The organism is Pantoea stewartii subsp. stewartii (assembly GCF_008801695.1).
GTDB lineage: Bacteria > Pseudomonadota > Gammaproteobacteria > Enterobacterales > Enterobacteriaceae > Pantoea > Pantoea stewartii.
In genome coordinates, this window is record NZ_VZPF01000066.1 from 1 (window position 1) to 16,607 (window position 16,607).

Annotated in this window: 16 protein-coding genes and 3 pseudogenes; 10 read left to right on the forward strand and 9 right to left on the reverse strand. The window is 57.3% G+C overall.

Features of this window, described 5'->3' with window-relative positions; all coding sequences use genetic code 11:
• A partial coding sequence (locus F7Q90_RS18265) for a transposase domain-containing protein (RefSeq protein WP_151160719.1) occupies window positions 1–97 on the forward strand: 97 nt, incomplete at its 5' end.
• 256 nt (window positions 98–353) lie between these two features.
• On the opposite strand, the gene dkgA is transcribed toward F7Q90_RS18265, so the two are convergent.
• A complete protein-coding gene (gene dkgA / locus F7Q90_RS18270; RefSeq protein WP_006118176.1) occupies window positions 354–1,181 on the reverse strand; it encodes a 2,5-didehydrogluconate reductase DkgA in 828 nt (275 codons plus the stop codon).
• 193 nt (window positions 1,182–1,374) lie between these two features.
• Here dkgA and F7Q90_RS18275 point away from each other — a divergent pair.
• Window positions 1,375–2,284: pseudogene (locus F7Q90_RS18275) on the forward strand (AraC family transcriptional regulator).
• Window positions 2,285–2,295: 11 nt separating this feature from the next.
• Here the strand turns inward: F7Q90_RS18275 and F7Q90_RS18280 are convergent.
• The 3 genes from F7Q90_RS18280 to F7Q90_RS18290 form a co-directional block, all read right to left on the reverse strand.
• Window positions 2,296–2,955, reverse strand: a complete 660-nt coding sequence (locus F7Q90_RS18280) for a DedA family protein (RefSeq protein WP_006118175.1) — start codon at window positions 2,953–2,955, stop codon at window positions 2,296–2,298.
• A gap of 218 nt (window positions 2,956–3,173) precedes the next feature.
• On the reverse strand, window positions 3,174–4,364 hold the full coding sequence (metC, locus tag F7Q90_RS18285) for a cystathionine beta-lyase (protein WP_006118174.1): 1,191 nt from the start codon (window positions 4,362–4,364) through the stop codon (window positions 3,174–3,176).
• Window positions 4,365–4,442: 78 nt separating this feature from the next.
• Window positions 4,443–5,249 (reverse strand): IclR family transcriptional regulator domain-containing protein, encoded by an 807-nt coding sequence (locus tag F7Q90_RS18290; RefSeq protein WP_006118173.1) that lies wholly within the window; start codon window positions 5,247–5,249, stop codon window positions 4,443–4,445.
• Window positions 5,250–5,435: 186 nt separating this feature from the next.
• Here F7Q90_RS18290 and F7Q90_RS18295 point away from each other — a divergent pair, with 186 nt between their 5' ends.
• The 4 genes and pseudogenes from F7Q90_RS18295 to pcaC all read left to right on the forward strand — a co-directional run bounded on the left by F7Q90_RS18295 (window position 5,436) and on the right by pcaC (window position 7,786).
• The gene (locus F7Q90_RS18295) at window positions 5,436–6,125 is read left to right on the forward strand and encodes a 3-oxoacid CoA-transferase subunit A (RefSeq protein ID WP_006118172.1); all 690 of its coding nucleotides are present in this window, start codon (window positions 5,436–5,438) and stop codon (window positions 6,123–6,125) included.
• A 10-nt stretch (window positions 6,126–6,135) separates the two neighbouring features.
• Entirely contained in the window at window positions 6,136–6,792 is a 657-nt protein-coding gene (locus F7Q90_RS18300) for a 3-oxoacid CoA-transferase subunit B (RefSeq protein ID WP_006118171.1), read from the forward strand.
• A gap of 10 nt (window positions 6,793–6,802) precedes the next feature.
• A pseudogene (locus F7Q90_RS27645) lies at window positions 6,803–6,988 on the forward strand (thiolase family protein); the annotation flags it as partial.
• 411 nt (window positions 6,989–7,399) lie between these two features.
• Window positions 7,400–7,786, forward strand: coding sequence for a 4-carboxymuconolactone decarboxylase (gene pcaC / locus F7Q90_RS27650; protein ID WP_206536933.1), 387 nt, complete (start codon window positions 7,400–7,402; stop codon window positions 7,784–7,786).
• Window positions 7,787–7,795: 9 nt separating this feature from the next.
• On the opposite strand, the gene F7Q90_RS18310 is transcribed toward pcaC, so the two are convergent.
• Genes F7Q90_RS18310 through pcaH form a run of 3 tightly spaced genes read right to left on the reverse strand, consistent with a single transcriptional unit; the run spans window position 7,796 to window position 10,146 of the window.
• Complete coding sequence (locus F7Q90_RS18310; RefSeq protein WP_006118169.1) at window positions 7,796–8,728, reverse strand: LysR substrate-binding domain-containing protein; 933 nt, start codon at window positions 8,726–8,728, stop codon at window positions 7,796–7,798.
• A 60-nt stretch (window positions 8,729–8,788) separates the two neighbouring features.
• Complete coding sequence (gene pcaG / locus F7Q90_RS18315; protein WP_006118168.1) at window positions 8,789–9,409, reverse strand: protocatechuate 3,4-dioxygenase subunit alpha; 621 nt, start codon at window positions 9,407–9,409, stop codon at window positions 8,789–8,791.
• Complete coding sequence (pcaH, locus tag F7Q90_RS18320) at window positions 9,406–10,146, reverse strand: protocatechuate 3,4-dioxygenase subunit beta (protein ID WP_006118167.1); 741 nt, start codon at window positions 10,144–10,146, stop codon at window positions 9,406–9,408. Before pcaH ends, pcaG begins: the two co-directional genes overlap by 4 nt.
• A gap of 233 nt (window positions 10,147–10,379) precedes the next feature.
• Here pcaH and F7Q90_RS18325 point away from each other — a divergent pair.
• Window positions 10,380–12,272, forward strand: a pseudogene (locus tag F7Q90_RS18325) (bifunctional sugar phosphate isomerase/epimerase/4-hydroxyphenylpyruvate dioxygenase family protein).
• A 279-nt stretch (window positions 12,273–12,551) separates the two neighbouring features.
• Window positions 12,552–13,928 (forward strand): MFS transporter, encoded by a 1,377-nt coding sequence (locus F7Q90_RS18330; RefSeq protein ID WP_006118166.1) that lies wholly within the window; start codon window positions 12,552–12,554, stop codon window positions 13,926–13,928.
• Between the two features lie 15 nt (window positions 13,929–13,943).
• Here the strand turns inward: F7Q90_RS18330 and F7Q90_RS18335 are convergent, their stop codons facing one another.
• Window positions 13,944–14,459: a hypothetical protein gene (locus tag F7Q90_RS18335; RefSeq protein ID WP_006118165.1), complete on the reverse strand. Its 516-nt coding sequence runs from the start codon at window positions 14,457–14,459 to the stop codon at window positions 13,944–13,946.
• A 694-nt stretch (window positions 14,460–15,153) separates the two neighbouring features.
• Here F7Q90_RS18335 and exbB point away from each other — a divergent pair.
• Together exbB and exbD are read left to right on the forward strand one after the other, a co-directional pair.
• Window positions 15,154–15,879, forward strand: coding sequence for a tol-pal system-associated acyl-CoA thioesterase (gene exbB / locus F7Q90_RS18340; protein ID WP_170317963.1), 726 nt, complete (start codon window positions 15,154–15,156; stop codon window positions 15,877–15,879).
• Window positions 15,880–15,884: 5 nt separating this feature from the next.
• Window positions 15,885–16,307 (forward strand): TonB system transport protein ExbD, encoded by a 423-nt coding sequence (gene exbD / locus F7Q90_RS18345; RefSeq protein WP_006118163.1) that lies wholly within the window; start codon window positions 15,885–15,887, stop codon window positions 16,305–16,307.
• Window positions 16,308–16,435: 128 nt separating this feature from the next.
• Here exbD and F7Q90_RS27655 read toward each other — a convergent pair whose 3' ends face one another.
• Window positions 16,436–16,570 (reverse strand): hypothetical protein, encoded by a 135-nt coding sequence (locus F7Q90_RS27655; protein WP_255421309.1) that lies wholly within the window; start codon window positions 16,568–16,570, stop codon window positions 16,436–16,438.
• Between the last annotated feature and the right edge of the window lie 37 nt (window positions 16,571–16,607).

A 16,607-nucleotide genomic window follows, 5' to 3' on the forward strand; every position in this document is an offset into this window, starting at 1 on the left:
GACGTGGTTGCGTTACGTCATCGGTCATATACAGGACTGGCCGGTGAACCGGGTCCGCGATCTGCTGCCATGGAAGGTCGAGCTTCCCTCTGCCTGAACGTCAATACGGTCTGAATGCGACGCTTACGCGCAAAAAATTTGATTTAGCAGAGCGGAAAGACAGGGGGATTTCGGTCAGGGAAGGGTTTTTTTGCCCGGCGCCGCGCACTGCCCAGAAAGGCGTTGCGTAATTATTATGCGTTTTGTCATACATTTTAAGGACGTTTAACATTTTGCGTGGGCGCTAACCGTAAAAAAGCCCCTCCCGGAGGAGAGGCCTGCATGAGGCGTGCATCGGGTCCGATGCGCCCGTATTAGCCGTTAAACGTATCCGGGTCAGGACCTAAACGCTTACCGGTATCAAGCTGGGCAATCTCACTCATTTCTGCCTTATCCAGGCGGAAATCGAACACATTGAAGTTTTCTTCGATGCGTGCCGGCGTGACGGATTTCGGGATAACCACCAGCCCGCTGTCCAGATGCCAGCGGATAACGATTTGCGCCGGCGTCTTACCGTATTTTTTGGCCAGAGACTTGATGATTTCCTGATCGAATACGCCTTCGCCGCCCTGAGCCAGGGGACTCCAGGACTCGGTCTGAATCTGGTGCATGGCGTTCCAGGCATGCAGCGTGCGCTGTTGCAGCATCGGATGCAGCTCGATCTGGTTGATCACCGGGGTTACACCGGTTTCTTCCAGCAGACGTTTCAGGTGCGGCTGGTTGAAGTTACAGACGCCGATGCTTTTGACCAGGCCTTGTTGCTGCATCGCAATCATGTTCTTCCAGGCGTCAACGTACTGATCTTTCTCCGGGCACGGCCAGTGCATCAGATACAGATCTACCTGCTCCAGCTTCAGTTTTTGCAGACTGGTTTCCAGTGCCTGCTGGACATTTTGCTGGTCAGCATTCCACAGTTTAGTGGTGATAAAAATATCCTCACGCGCGACATCGGTTTCCTGTAACGCCTGACCAATCGCTTCTTCATTTTTGTACGCGGCGGCGGTATCAATTGAACGATAGCCAACGTCCAGCGCTTTCAGCACGGCGTTGCGCGCATCTTCCATGCTGGCTTGCCACACGCCAAGTCCAAGCTGTGGCATCATGTTACCGTCGTGCAGTTTGATAATAGGTTGGTCTGCCATATCCTGCTCCTTACATTTGCAGTAAACCAGTGAGTCTTCGCTGTGCTTAAGTCTAGCTAACAATTTTCAGGCTGCCTGCGAACAGGCGAGGATAACCCTGCCTGATCCTGTAAACTTCTTGCCTGATTCTCCATTTTGCTGGCGATTTAACCAGGCGCGCGGCAAACTGCGCTTTTAATTTTCAGGAGTGATGATGCCCCACGACTTACTGTGTCAGCGGCTGGCTCAACAGGTGGTCACGCTGATGACGAACGGACGAGAACAACTGTGTCCGGTGGAAAATGTCTCACTGATTTATGCGGGGCAGCACCGACCGCGTGAGCCCATCATGTATCAGCCCGGCATTGTCATTTTGTTTCAGGGCAGCAAAACCGGTTATCTGGGCAGTACGGTTTTTCAGTACGACGCCACAAAATACCTGATGCTCACCGTGCCGCTCCCGGTCGAATGTGAAACCTGGGCGTCACCCGAGCAGCCTCTGGCCGGGATGTGCCTGCGCGTGGATACGGCCAGCCTGCAGGATTTGCTGATGGACATTGGTGATGACGAAGGGTTTCAGCCTCAGCCGTTGACCTCGGGCATTCACTCTGCCTTTCTCACGGAGCCGATGCTGTGTGCGGCAGAACGCCTGCTGGATGTGATGACCCAGCCTCGTGATGCAAGGGTGCTGGGGCCACAGATTGTGCGGGAAATTCTTTACTATGTGCTGACCGGCCCGATTGGGGGGGGCACTGCTGTCACTGGTGAGTCGTCAGACGCAGTTCAGCCAGATTGCCCGGGCACTGCGCCGTATAGAGAATCACTATGCCGACAACCTCAGCGTGGACACGCTGGCGGCAGAGGTGAACATGAGTGTCTCAGCGTTTCATCATAATTTCAAAGCGGTGACGCAGACGTCGCCGCTGCAGTATCTCAAGCGTTATCGCCTGCATCAGGCGCGTTTACTGATGCTGCAGGATGGCCTGAAAGCCAGCGTCGCGGCGGTGCGCGTCGGTTATGAGAGTCCGTCGCAGTTTTCGCGGGAGTTTAAGCGCTACTTTGGCGTGACGCCGGGTGAGGAAGTGAATCGGGTGCGTCAGACGGTGGCCGAACCGCCCGCCTGACGCACGCGTGATCAGGCTCTTTGACGACGTTTTTTCCAGATAACCACGATGCTACCAACCAGCCCGACGACCAGCAGCACCATCGGTAATACCATCAGGACAGCCATCACCTGATCTTCGTGCCGTTTGATAAACGGCACCTGGCTGATGCCGTAACCCAGCGTCACCACAATGCCCACCCACAGCAGACCGCTCAGCCAGTTAAACAGCTGAAAACGGCTGTTCTTCAGGCCGGAAATGCCCGCCATTGTTGGCAAAATGGTACGAATAAAGGCCAGAAAACGTCCCACCAGCAGCGCCATCAGGCCATGACGATTAAACATATTCCATGCGCGTTGGTGATATTGTGCCGGAAGCTGCATCAGCCAGCTCTTAACCAGTCGGGTATTACCCAGCCAGCGGCCTTGCAGGTAACTCAGCCAGCAGCCCAGACTGGCGGCGGTGGTCAGGATCAAAAGCGTGGGGAAAAAATCCATCACGCCTTTGGCTACCATCGCGCCAGCCAGCAGCAGCAGACTGTCGCCGGGCAGAAAAGAGGCGGGCAGTAAACCATTTTCCAGGAATAGCGTCATAAACATCACGCTGTAGACGATCCATACCACTTCCGGATTGGCCAGCGCGGCGAAGTCTTGATGCCAAAGCGCGTGCACAATCTCATGTAAAACACCCATTAGCTATCCCATTACGTCACAATCATGCTGAATTATAGTGTTCAGATCGGCCTGACCTCTTGGTTGTCGCCTGCCCCAGAGTGGGCGACAACCTTAACCTGCGGGGGTTCTTCTGTTCGCTGAACACTTTTATATTAAGAGAATTTTAACATCTATCTGGCTGTGGCCTGTCGATATATCACACGGGTCTGTATCTGGTTTATATCAGGTTTACTCTTTTAGCGCGTCAGGCGTGCAAAACCCGCGTCAAGATCAACCAGTAAATCATCCACATGTTCCAGACCGATGTGCAGCCGTACCAGCGTACCGCTGAAATCAACGCCGCCCGCCGGGCGAATAGCCGCCAGCTCTTCGGGTTGACTGGCTAAAATCAGCGACTCATAACCGCCCCATGAGTACGCCATGCTAAAGTGCTGAAAATGATCAAGATACATCGCTAACTGCTCGCGGCTCAGTTTTTCCTTCAGCACAAACGAAAATAATCCGCTGCTGCCGCTGAAGTCGCGTTGCCAGAAGGCGTGACCGGGGCATGAGGGCAGCGCCGGATGATTCACTCTGGCGACCTCCGGGCGGGCGGCCAGCCATTCCGCGACCTGAAGTGCACTTTCTTCATGCTGCCGCAGACGTACGCCCAGCGTACGTAACCCCCGGCTGGCCATGTAGGCGGTATCGGCATCCACCATCTGCCCCATCAGGTAGCTGTTCTCGCGCAGCTGCTCCCAGCAGCGGGCATTGGCGACGGCGGTCCCAATCATGGCATCGCTGTGACCAATCAGGTATTTGGTGCCAGCCTGAATCGAAATATCCACGCCCAGCGCAAGAGGACGAAACAGCACGCCCGCCGCCCAGGTGTTGTCGATCATAATAATCGCGTCCGGTGCTTTTGCGCGCACCGCCGCCACAATGGCGGGGACGTCCTGCACTTCCATCGTGATGGAGGCGGGCGATTCCAGGAACACCACGCGCGTGTTGGGCTGAATCAGGGTGGCGATCGCATCGCCGATGCCGTGATCAAACCAGGTGGTGGAGACCTGAAGTTTAGCAAGGATTTTGGTGCAGAAATCCTGGGTTGGTTCATACACCGCGCCGCTCATCAGCACATGATCGCCTGCTTCAACAAACGCCAGAATAGCGTTAGAGACCGCTGCGGCGCCGCAAGGATACAGCACACAGCCCGCGCCGCCTTCCAGCTCTGTCATGGCGTCCTGCAAGGCAAAGTGGGTCAGCGTGCCACGACGACCATAAAACAGTTCGCCCTTTGCCCGCCCTGCGGTCGCGCGTTTTTTCTCCGCAACGGTATCGAAAACCAGCGACGAAGCTCGCTGAATGACCGCATTTACCGAACCCTGGGTATAACGTTTATCGCGTCCTGCGCTGACGAGTGTGGTATCAATTTTTTTTGTGGTCATGAACTCCCTGCCTTGCCGCTTGCACCTGAGCCTTCACGTTAGCACGAATTCGGCGATGACGTTGAGGGGCAACACAGATTATTCGCGCAGCAACAGGGAGATTTCCCGTGCGGCCTCCTGCAGTAGCGGCAAATGGTGTTGACGCAGCGTATCCGCAGAAACCTGTCCGGCATGGACGCCGACGTTCAGAGCGGCCACGATGCGTCCGTCCGCGCCACAAAGCGGCACGGCAAGCGAACGCAGACCGATTTCCAGTTCCTGATCGTTAATGGCGTAACCCTGCTGCCGGACGCGGGCCAGTTCTTCACGCAGTGCGCTACTGCTGACCAGCGTGTGGCTGGTATAACGCAGCTGGGTCAGCCGCGCCAGATAGTCGTTCAATGGCTCAGCGGCAAACCCGCTCAGCAGCACTCTGCCCATGGAGGTGGTACTGGCGGGCAGACGACTGCCGATATGCAGGTCGATCGTCATGATGCGCGACGCGGACGCGCGGGCGATATAGAGAATGTCATCCCCGTCCAGCACCGCCATTGAGCAGGACTCGTTCAGCGTCTGGCTCAGCTGGCGTAAAACCGGCTGTGAGGCGCTGGCGAGCGGCGTGGCGCCCAGCCAGTTATGACCCAGAGTGAGCACGCGCGGACGCAGTTCAAAGTTTTTACCATCTTCGGCGTAGACAAAACCCAGCTTACTCAGGGTGTACAGACAGCGCCGCACGGCTGCGCGCGGAATACCGGTGCGCTGACTGATTTGCGACACGGACATCACGCGTCGCTGTGGGGTGAATGCCTGCAAGACCTCCAGCCCACGCGCCAGTGAGGCCATAAAGTTCGGATCCCCTTTCCAGGGATCGCTGCTGCCGCGCAGCGTCTGATCGTCATCCGTCATGCTTTTCTCCCGAGATTAACAGGATCGTCCTGCAACTGTGCGAACGATCACATTGTGCCATTTGGTTTTGCCAGTGACCGATAATCGCACACTATTTCGATAATCGGTATTGTTTGCACTCACAGAGCGATCTACTTTTTGGCTATTCACTACCAACCGGCTGATGCCGGGCTAAAGGAACAGCTAATGATCAATAAAAGTGTGGCAACACTGGCAGAGGCCGTGGCGGTCATCCCGGACGGGGCCAGCATCATGATTGGCGGATTTGGACCTGCCGATCAGCCGCTGGAACTGATCGATGCGTTGATCGAAAGCGGCGCTCGCGGGCTGACGGTGATCAGCAATAACGCTGGCAACGGTGACAGCGGCCTGGCCGCGCTGCTTAAGGCAGGCCGCGTTGATAAAATGATTTGTTCATTTCCGCGCCAGGTTGACTCCTGGGTATTCGATGAACGCTATCGTCGTGGAGAGATTGAACTGGAGCTGGTGCCGCAGGGCAACCTTGCCGCCAGGATGCAGGCCGCAGGCAGCGGTTTAGGCGGCATTTTCACCCCCACCGCCTTTGGCACGCCGCTGGCGGAAGGCAAGGAAACGCGGGAAATCGATGGCCGCCATTACGTGTTCGAAAAACCGCTCAAAGCCGATTTCGCGCTTATCAAAGCTCATCAGGGCGACCGCTGGGGCAACCTGGTGTACCGCAAAGCGGCGCGGAATTTTGGCCCCGTGATGGCGATGGCCGCCACCACGACCATTGCCCAGGTAGCAGAGCTGGTGCCGCTGGGCCAGCTCGATCCTGAAAACGTCGTCACGCCGGGCATTTTTGTCCAGCGCCTGGTGTGCGTTCCCCATCCCGTTACCCTGACCGTTTCAGCCTGAGGAGTCGGCAATGCAAAAACTCACCCGTGACCAACTGGCACAGCGCGTGGCGCGCGATATTCCGGAAGGGGCTTACGTTAACCTGGGGATTGGCCTGCCGACCCGCATTGCGAACTATCTGCCTGCGGACAAAGAAATCTTTTTGCACAGCGAAAACGGACTGCTCGGCATGGGGCCAGCGCCTGCGCCGGAAGACGCCGATCCGGAGCTGATCAATGCCGGGAAAGAGCTGGTAACCCTGCTGCCGGGCGGCTGCTTTTTCCATCATGGCGACTCCTTTGCCATGATGCGTGGCGGGCATCTGGATATCTGCGTCATGGGCGCGTACCAGGTATCCGTTAGCGGCGATCTGGCGAACTGGAGTACCGGTGCGCAGGATGCAATTCCTGCTGTCGGCGGCGCCATGGATTTCGCCATTGGCGCGCGCAAGGTTTACGTGATGATGGACTACCTGACGAAAAAAGGGGAATGCAAGCTGGTGAAGCAGTGCAGCTATCCGCTCACCGGGCTGGGGTGCGTCAGCCGGATCTATACGGATATGGCCGTGATTGATATTACGCCGGACGGTCCGCTGGTGGTCGAGTGCTGCCCCGGACTGAGTTTTGAGGCGCTCCAGGCGGTCACGCCGGTGCGTTTACTGCAACCTGAACTGGCGACCACCGCCTGAGGAACCGCGAATGCAACAGGCTTTTATTTGTGATGCGCTCCGCACGCCATTTGGCCGTTATGGCGGCGCGCTCGCGGGAATTCGGGCAGACGATTTGGCGGCCTTACCGCTGGCGGCGCTGCTTGCCCGTCAGCCTGCTTCTGTCGCGCAGGCGATCGATGATGTGATCTATGGCTGCGCCAACAGCGCCGCGAAGATCGGTGAGTCTGCGGCCTGGCAGCAGCGCGCTGCGCAGGTGAGTCAGTACGGTATGGCGGCGATTGCTGACGGGGCCGCCGCACGCTGGTTTACGCCGGCGTTCTGCGAACGGGCACCCGCCACCGTGCAGGCGTTGCTCACGCAACTGCGTGCCTGTGATGCAGAAAGTTATGCGGACTGCTGCGATGCGCTGGCTTCCGCAGATTTACGTCACGAACTGGCGGCCATTCATCTTCCTGTGCTGGTCATTGCGGGGCGGGACGATGCCGTGACGACGGTGGCCGACGCAGAAGCCATGGTGGCGCACATCCACGGCGCGCAGCTGGTGGTGTTGCCTGCGTCGCATCTCTCCAGTGTGGAGGTGTGGCTGGCGTTTAATCGTGCCCTGCAGCCGTTTATTGACGCGCAACTGACGCAGCAGCAGCGTTATCAGCAGGGAATGACGGTGCGCCGCGCGGTACTCGGTGACGCGCATGTGGACCGCACTTTGGAGAATCTGTCCCCTCTGAACGACGAATTTCAACACTTCATCAGTCGTTACGCCTGGGGAGAGATCTGGACCCGGCCCGGATTGTCGCGCCACACGCGCAGCCTGATCACCATCGGTATGCTGATTGCGCTTAACCGTGAAGCCGAACTGAAAATGCATCTGCGGGCCGCATTCAACAACGGGGTCAGTCGGGATGAGATCAAAGAGGTGCTGATGCATGCCGCGTTGTATTGTGGCCTGCCTGCGGCGAACGCGGCCTTCCACCTGGCGCAAAGCATTTTCGACGAGCGGGATAGTGCCCGTTAAATCGCGGTGTCAGACCGGGACATCCAGCACCCGCTGACGCAATGCCGCCACCAGATGTTGTTGTTCAGGGGGCGGTGTATGCTGCTGACGAGTCAGGATGCCCACCGCTTCGGCCATGCCCTGGTTCGGCAGCGGCAGAACCCGAAGCTGATTACTCGTTAAGTCGTCGCGCACCGCGCCGTAGGGCACCAGCCAGACGTAACCGTGGTTTTGCGTCAGCCGCCGCGCCAGCGTCGTTGACAGGGTTTCTACCGCGCCTTCGGGCAGGGTCAGCCCATGGCTGGTCATCAGCGATTCCGCATTTTGACGCGGTACGGTGCCGCGTGGCGAAAGGATCAACGGCCAACTGAGCGCTTCTGCCAGGGTCACGCCCGCATGCAGCAAGGGATGGTGCGGGGCCACGACCAGGCGCAGTGTTTCCAGATACAGCAGTTCAAAGTTCAGACCGTCCATCAGAACCGGTTCCGCCATCCGTCCGATTCCCAGCGTCATTTTCCCCGACTTTATCGCCATCAGCAGCGCGTCGTTCGAAAGCGTAGTGACCTGTATACGCCAGCCCGGATAGTGCTGCTGCAGGCTGGCCAGCACCGGCGCAACCACGCTGCCGATGGCGGTCGGCAAGGCACCGATATGCAGAGGCGCGAGATGTGGCGCGCTGTCCGGACGCATGACCTGATCGACCAGCGTAAGTGCATCCAGGATGCGAATGGCGTCATGCAGAAAGCGCGTCCCGCTGGCGGTCAGCGCTGTTCCCTGGCGGCTGCGCACCAGCAGTTGTTCACCGGTCAGGTATTCCAGTTCGCTGAGGGTTTTCGATAAGGCGGGCTGAGTAATACCCAGTTGGCGGGCGGCACGGCCCAGCGTCCCTTGCTGCGCGGTGGCAACAAAAGCGTGAAGATGACGCAGGCGCACGCGCTGACTGAACCGGGAAACACTATCCATGGCTCATGGTAAGAATTTGCCGCCGCAGCGGCAAGGACAATGTAGCGAGTTTGTTAAGCGTCAGACATCAAAAAACACGGTTTCGTTTTCGCCCTGCAGAACGATATCGAAACGGTAAACCGTTTCGCTGCCGCGTTGTTCACGGTGTGCCAGCAGGGTGTTGCGCCGCTTCTCCCACTCAATCAGATTCAGCACCGGATCCCGGGCATTTGCCGCCTGTTCATCGGCAAAATAGAGGCGGGTGTTCAGGCCGATATTGATACCTCGTGCCACAATCCATAAGTTGAGGTGAGGCGCCATGGGACGTCCGTCGCGGCCGGTCACGCTGCCGGGCTTGATGGTTTCAAAACGCCAGATGCCGCTGTCAAAATCGGAGCAGGTGCGCCCCCAGCCGCGAAACGCCGGATCCAGCGGCTTGTCTTGCTGCTGGTCAGCGGGATGCTGGTAGCGCCCGGCGGCATTGGCCTGCCACACTTCAATCAGCACATCGCGCACCGGCGTGCCAGAACCATCGTAAACACAGCCTTCAACGGTAATGCGCTCACCGCGCGTTTCCGGCTGTGTGAGCACCTCGCTGAAATTATGTTCAAAGATATCAAAGCCCGCAGCATGCGGTGCCAGGCCAATGTGCACGTAAGGGCCGGCAGTTTGTGAGGCTGTTTCAGGCAGATAGTTTTTCATGATGCGGCTCCCTGAGTGCGGTTTTCGAACCAGGTTGCGCGGTGACCCCGCAATACCAGATCAAAGCGATAGGCCAGACAGTCCAGGGGAATCGCCGAATGCGTATCCAGCTCTGCAATCAGGGGGCGGACGGCTTCTTCGCTGCCTACCGACTGCAGGATAGGACAGCGTCCTACCAGCGGATCGCCCTCAAAATACATCTGCGTAATCAAGCGCTGGGCAAAGGCTTCGCCAGAAAGGGAAAAATGAATATGGGCTGGACGCCAGTCGCTGACCTGGTTACGCCAGGGATAGGGGCCGGGCTTAATGGTCCGAAAGCAGTAGTAGCCGTTGTCGTCGGTCAGCATGCGACCACAGCCGCCAAAATTCGGATCGATGGGGGCCAGATACTGATCTTTTTTATGGCGATAGCGACCGCCAGCATTGGCCTGCCATACCTCAACCAGGGCATTCCGCACCGGCTGACCAAACGCATCGCGCACGTAGCCATGCACAATGATGCGCTCGCCAATCGGCAGGCCGTCCTTCGCATAATTAAGAATCAGATCGCTGTCCCGGGGGCCCAGCTCCTGACGGGTGAACACGGGTGCGGTGATTTCCGATAAGGAGTTTTGCAGCGAAATCAACGCATTGCGCGGCGAGCGTAGTATGCTGGTTTTGTACAACGGCGCAAGCGCCGGCGGGTGATGGCGGTAATCACGGTGTACCAGTTCACGGGCGGGCCAGTCATTTTTCATCCAGGCATCCTTATTGTTTTGTTTTTCGCGTACAGAGGAACGAGTGTAGGAAGCGTAACTTGTAAAAGAAAAGTGAAAAAACGTAGCTGTACTCATAACCAAAAATCATGACCTGTCACATTGACGAAATGTTCCATCTGGTTCATAACAATTGCCAATCTCCGTTAGCAGAACGCCTCGCTGCTGACTGGCTGCTTTAAGGTCACCCTGTGACCGTTTATCAGGAGGCAATAATGAAACGTTCTGTCGCAACGGTCTCGGTATCGGGCACGCTGCCGGAAAAGCTGCGCGCAATCGCGGCCGCCGGCTTTGATGGTGTCGAAATTTTCGATAACGATTTAGTCTATTATCCCGGCTCACCCGTGGAGATTCGCCAGCTGTGCGAAGAGCTGGGGCTGGAAATTTTGCTGTTCCAGCCCTTCCGTGACTTCGAAGGCGGCCCGCGTGACAGGCTGGCACAAAATCTGGCCCGTGCGGCGCGTAAGTTTGAGGTGATGACGCAACTGGGCTGCCAGCGGATGCTGGTATGCAGTAATGTGTCACCCGACTGCAGCGATGATTTCAACACCCAGGTCAGCGATCTGCGTGCGCTGGCGGAGCTGGCCGCGCAGTACGGTATTACCCTCGGTTATGAGGCGCTGGCCTGGGGCCGACATGTCAGCCTGTGGCGTGATGCCTGGGCCCGCGTGGAAGCGGTGGACCATCCCTCCTTTGGCATTGTGCTCGACAGTTTTCATATTTTGTCTCGCGGCGACAGCCTTGATGGCCTGGACATCGTGCCGCCCGAAAAAATAGTGTTCGTGCAACTGGCAGATGCGCCGCTGCTGAAAATGGACGTGCTTTCCTGGAGCCGTCACTTCCGCTGCTTCCCCGGCCAGGGGGAACTGAATCTGACGCAGTTTATGACGCAGCTGTCAGCACATGGCTATCGCGATGCCTGGTCGCTGGAGATTTTTAACGACGGATTCCGCGCTTAACCGGTAGTGCCGACGGCGCAGAACGGCTGCCGATCGCTGTTGTGGCTGGAGGAGCAAACCCGCGACTGGCTGGTCAGGCAACCGCTGCTGCCCAGCGCGCTGGCTTCGCTGGCGGGAGAAGAATTATTTCACTCAGCGCCTCAGCCGCCGCTGATGGCACTGGAGTTTATTGAATTTGCCGTCAGCCATAACGATGCGCTGGCGTTAGGGCAGTGGCTCACGCAGCTTGGCCTGGTGCACGCGGGCGAGTACCGTTCGAAACAGGTTTCGCTTTATCGCAACGGCAAGGTCAACGTCATTCTGAATGCGCAGCCCGACAGCCAGGCCAGCGGTTACTACCATCAGCATGGTATTTCCCTCTGTGCAGTGGCCTGGCGCGTACGCGGCGTGGAGAACCTGATTCAGCGGGCGCAGGATTATGGCTACGCTATCTGGCAGGGCGAAACCGGCCCAAATGAACGTCAGATACCGGCTTTATGCGCGCCGGATGGCAGCCTGATTTATCTGGTGGAAGACGAGCCCGCCGGTCAGGACGGTTACCACAGTGATTTCAATTTAACGCATCGCAGCGCGCCTCAGCCTGCGATGCAGACCCTGGATCATCTGGCGATCGCGTTGCCGGATGAAACGCGCGACAACTGGATTATGTTCCTGCGCAGCGTACCGGGCTTTGTTCAGGATACCGAATGGGAACTGCCTGATCCGCTTGGGCTGGTGCGCAGCCGCGTTTTACGCAGCCCGAATGATGCTATCCGTCTGCCGTTGAATATGTCGGTCAGCCGGGAAACGCAGATCGCCCGTGCGTTGACGACCTACCAGGGGGCGGGATTACAGCACGTGGCGTTTGGTTGCGACGATCTGTTCAGCGCAGTAAAAGCCGCCCGCGAACGCGGCCTGAAAACTTTGCGCATCCCCGCTAACTATTATCAGGATCTGCTGGCGCGCTTTGACCTCGACCCGGATTTTCTGGCGCAGTTACAGCGCTTTGACGTGATGTATGATCGCGATGAACAGGGCGGAGAGCTGCTTCACGTCTATACGGAACCCTATGAAAAAGGGCGCTTTTTCTTTGAACTACTGGAGCGGCGGCGTCGCTATCACGGCTTCGGTGCGGCAAACGCGCCGGTACGGCTGACCGCCATGCGGTAATCCACAGGGGCCAGGCTGACTGGCCCCGTTACCGCAATCCCGCGTTTTCTCACTTTCCCCTTGCTGGCATCACGCCGATCACGCTCACAATCCTCACCGGACAGTCCAGACAGACTTTCCAGAAAATTCCTTATTTTTAACAAGCCATTAACGCATTTCAGCTGCCCGCACGGGCGCAGGTTGCGCGATAAACGCACAAAATTTCGATTATCGCCATTTCTTGCCCTGCAGCGCCTGCATATAGTAACTGCACATTACTTATTTCACCGGAGAGTCACCGTGGCGGAAAGCAAAGCAATTGATGTTCGGGCGTTAATCGACAGCCGCCCGCTGGGGATGTGGCAAAAGATGGTGGTGCTGTTCGGCTTCTGCATCATCGCGCTTGATGGGTTCGATATCGCCATCATGGGGTTTATTGCTCCTGAATTAAAAGCAGACTGGGCGATCGCGAATCGCGAACTGGGGCTGATTATCAGCGCGGCGCTGGTGGGACTGGCGCTGGGGGCGATGCTCTCGGGGCCGCTGTCCGATAAGCTGGGCCGAAAAGTGGTCATCATTAACAGCGTGTTCTTTTTTGGCGCGTGGACGCTGATCACCGCCTTCTCGCAAAATATGGAACAGATGGTCCTGTTTCGCTTTCTCACCGGCCTGGGTTTAGGCGCGGCGATGCCGAATGTGGGGACGCTGGTGGCGGAGTTTGCCCCGGCCAGACGGCGCGCCTTTCTTATCACCGTCGTTTTTTGTGGCTTTACTTTTGGCGCGGCACTGGGCGGTTTCGCCGCCTCCTGGCTGATGCCGCACTTTGGCTGGCATGCTGTGCTGTTGCTGGGCGGTATCCTGCCGATCCTGTTTGTGCCGTTACTGCTTTGGGCGCTGCCGGAGTCGGTCTGCTTTCTGGTGGTCAGGCGCGCGGCCAGCCAAAAAATTCACCGTATCCTGGCGAAACTGGCCCCGGATCTGGATCTGCAACAGTGTACGGTGGCGTTGCCCCCGGTCAGTCGGGCTCACGCGCAACCTGTGAAAGTCGTCCTCAATGACACCTACCGCTTCGGCAGCCTGATGCTGTGGGGCGCCTATTTCACCGCACTGTTTCTGTTTTACACCCTGGGCAGCTGGCTGCCGATGCTGATTAAAGACAACGGCTTTAGCGTGGTTCAGGCGGCGGTTATTACGGCCCTGTTCCAGGCTGGCGGCACCTGCGGTTCTCTGTTTTCCGGCTGGCTGATGGATCGTATTGAATCGCATCGTGCCTTATCGCTGATTTACGGCGCGGGTGGACTGTTTACTGTTTGTATGGGGCTGTCGATGACGCATCCGGTGTTGCTCGGCGGCTGCGCACTGATGATAGGCTTTTGCATTGGTGGCGCGAACACGGGAATGAATGCCCTGTCAGCCAGCTTTTATCCCACCGAGGCGCGGGCAACCGGTTCCAGCTGGATGCACGGCGTCGGGCGCGTTGGCGCAATCCTGAGTGCGCTGGCGGGCGCGGAAATGCTGGCGCTGGGATGGGGCGTTACCACGATTTTCGCGGTATTAGCGATTCCGGCCTTGCTGACGGTGGCAATGATTGCGGCGAAAGGACGCTATCAGCAGCGTCAGCGCGCGGACAGCGGCACCGTCTCCCGCTGGGGCGTCAGCCCGGGGGATATCCATTAACCTGCCCAGCCGCGGTCAATGCAGACAGGGCAGTAAGCCCGCGTCCATGTCCCGTTGCGGCACAAACAGATTTTGCTGTGCCGCGTTGTCTGCCTGACTCAGGCAGGGCGGCAGCGGTTGCGCAGGGCGCTGACGCAGTAAGGTATCAGGCTGGAACAGGGGGGAGGTTGACGTACTTACCGGTGTTGGCGCTTCCCCGCTGTCTGCACGGAATGGCGGCCGGACGGACTTTTTACCGGCGTGATGCGCATAGTGAAAACGCTTCAATTTGCCCGGCGGTGCCGCATTGCGTGAAGCATGAATAAAGCGAATGAGCGCGACCGTGCGGAGCTGACGACTGAAACACTTCACCATACCGGATGAGGGCTTACCCGATTCATAGCAGTGTCTGAAGAAGTGCAACGTAATCAAGGTGTTCGTCGCGGCATAGCACGCCCCTGAACAGGGTGAAACCATGCCCGATCCCGGCAACAGCAGTGAGATAAGCAGGAAGACGCGCGACAGCCAGAGAGAGGCAGGGCGTCCCGGCATTTGTGGCGAGTCCTCAGCGTTTGGTACAGATACCAAGGGGACCGGCGCGCGCCGGCACTCAGTGACGCATCTTCCGCATGGGCCCGGACGGATTGCCGATCAGCGTGGCGATTGCAGGCAGCGATTCTGTTATGTGAAGCACAGCGGCCCTGCTGCTTTATTCGACGAAAAAACGTCATCAGGCTGGCGATAAAGAGGTTACTCATCGGCTGTTTTCATTATGTTTGCGCAACGGCCACTTACAACAGGCAAACCCTGACTGGCGGCCTCAATGTTTTACGTGCTGGCTTATCTGACAATGAAAATTCAGATTGATGCTGGACCGGATAAAATTATTTTTCTCGCGCCATTATGACGCCCGATGGCTTATTAAACGCCACAAAACACTTTCCCTGCGTCTGCGGTTAGCGTGCTCAGCAGGGCGGGCTGCGGATCAACTCACTCTTCATGCGCATCAGCCATCGACCAGGCAGTTTCTGACCGCCCTCATCGCTGCGTTGCATACTGTCCGGATACAGGCAACACGGTGCAACAGATACGGCTACGCGTTATCCCTTCTTCCAGCGATGTCCAGCTATTTGATTGTAAATACTAATGAGAACCACTATCAATTCGATTGATTTTTGCTATCATTTGCCCTTATTCCGCATCCTGTATATGAAGTTGGAGAAGCAGCGTGGTAGCCAGTGATTTAATGCAAGCGGACCTTTCCGTGTGGGGCATGTATCAGCATGCCGATATTGTGGTGAAGGTTGTCATGATCGGTCTGTTACTGGCCTCGGTCGTGACCTGGGCCATTTTCTTCGGGAAGTACGCTGAGCTGAGCGCCGCCAGACGTCGCCTGAAGCGTGAACAGCTGGCATTAGGCGAAGCCCGCAGTCTCAATGATGCCGCGCGCGCGGCCCAGAGCTTCCATGCGGCCAGCCACAGCGCGGTGCTGTTACATGATGCGCAAAACGAGCTGGAACTGTCCGCAGGCGTTGAAGAAACCGGCGGCATTAAAGAACGCACTGCGTTTCGTCTTGAGCGTCGGGTTGCGGCATTCTGCCGTCATGCGGGGCGCGGGAATGGCTTCCTGGCTACGATTGGCTCGGTGGCGCCCTTCGTCGGCCTGTTTGGTACCGTCTGGGGCATCATGAACAGCTTTATCGGTATTGCCAAAACCCAGACGACTAACCTGGCGGTCGTGGCACCGGGTATCGCCGAAGCGCTGCTGGCGACGGCCATTGGTTTAGTCGCGGCGATTCCGGCGGTTGTGATTTATAACGTGTTTGCCCGTGTAATCGCTAATTACAAAGCCTCCTTAGGCGACGTTGCCGCGCAGGTCATGCTGCTGCAAAGCCGCGATATCGACCTGGGAAACCTGGCTCAGCCTGAGGTCAGCCGTCCTGCCGCCGCGCAAAAACTGCGTCTGGGGTAAGCGTTATGGCAATGCGATTTAACGACAGCTCAGAAACCGATGGTGAAATGCATGAAATCAACGTCACGCCGTTTATCGACGTGATGCTGGTACTGCTGATTATCTTTATGGTGGCTGCGCCCCTGGCAACGGTGGATGTGCGTGTGAATCTGCCCGCGTCCACCAGTGCGCCGCAACCGCGTCCGGAAAAACCGGTCTATCTCTCGATTAAAGCCGATAAGCAGCTTTACGTAGGTAACGATCAGGTGAACAAGGACGCGCTTATCAACGTGTTGATGCAGCAGACGCAAGGCAACAAAGATACCACCATTTTCTTCCAGGCCGACAAATCGGTCGATTATGAAACCCTGATGAGCGTGATGGATGAACTGCGCACGGCGGGTTATCTCAAGATCGGCCTGATGGGGATGGAAACGGTAAAAAAATAACGCGTCGTTGATGTGCGCAGGCTAAACCCGTCCTGCACAGCCTTGCAGTGAGTGCGTTTCGCCTGTTTCTCCTTCATCCGTTTATCCCTTGTTTTGTAAGAAAGCGCGTTCAGCCAGACGCGCTTTTTTTATGCCTGAATTTTTGCCACATCTTGTCTGGCAAATCCTGCGCCGAGCAGGCAGTTATGCTGTTGTAACCCTTCTGTTAATTTCTTGTTACTTAAACCAGAGAGTTTGTAAAGTGCAATGGTGATGGAGGTCACATTAATCTCACCTCTGGCAGGCTAAAAGGGATAAAAA

Coding starts and splice junctions, on each gene's coding strand:
- F7Q90_RS18295 (WP_006118172.1), top strand. CDS start 5,436: ATGATCAATAAAAGTGTGGCAACACTGGCAGAGGCCGTGGCGGTCATC.
- F7Q90_RS18280 (WP_006118175.1), bottom strand. CDS start 2,955: ATGGGTGTTTTACATGAGATTGTGCACGCGCTTTGGCATCAAGACTTC.
- dkgA (WP_006118176.1), bottom strand. CDS start 1,181: ATGGCAGACCAACCTATTATCAAACTGCACGACGGTAACATGATGCCA.
- exbB (WP_170317963.1), top strand. CDS start 15,154: ATGCAAGCGGACCTTTCCGTGTGGGGCATGTATCAGCATGCCGATATT.
- pcaG (WP_006118168.1), bottom strand. CDS start 9,409: ATGAAAAACTATCTGCCTGAAACAGCCTCACAAACTGCCGGCCCTTAC.
- F7Q90_RS18310 (WP_006118169.1), bottom strand. CDS start 8,728: ATGGATAGTGTTTCCCGGTTCAGTCAGCGCGTGCGCCTGCGTCATCTT.
- F7Q90_RS18300 (WP_006118171.1), top strand. CDS start 6,136: ATGCAAAAACTCACCCGTGACCAACTGGCACAGCGCGTGGCGCGCGAT.
- F7Q90_RS18335 (WP_006118165.1), bottom strand. CDS start 14,459: ATGCCGGGACGCCCTGCCTCTCTCTGGCTGTCGCGCGTCTTCCTGCTT.
- metC (WP_006118174.1), bottom strand. CDS start 4,364: ATGACCACAAAAAAAATTGATACCACACTCGTCAGCGCAGGACGCGAT.
- exbD (WP_006118163.1), top strand. CDS start 15,885: ATGGCAATGCGATTTAACGACAGCTCAGAAACCGATGGTGAAATGCAT.
- F7Q90_RS18290 (WP_006118173.1), bottom strand. CDS start 5,249: ATGACGGATGACGATCAGACGCTGCGCGGCAGCAGCGATCCCTGGAAA.
- pcaH (WP_006118167.1), bottom strand. CDS start 10,146: ATGAAAAATGACTGGCCCGCCCGTGAACTGGTACACCGTGATTACCGC.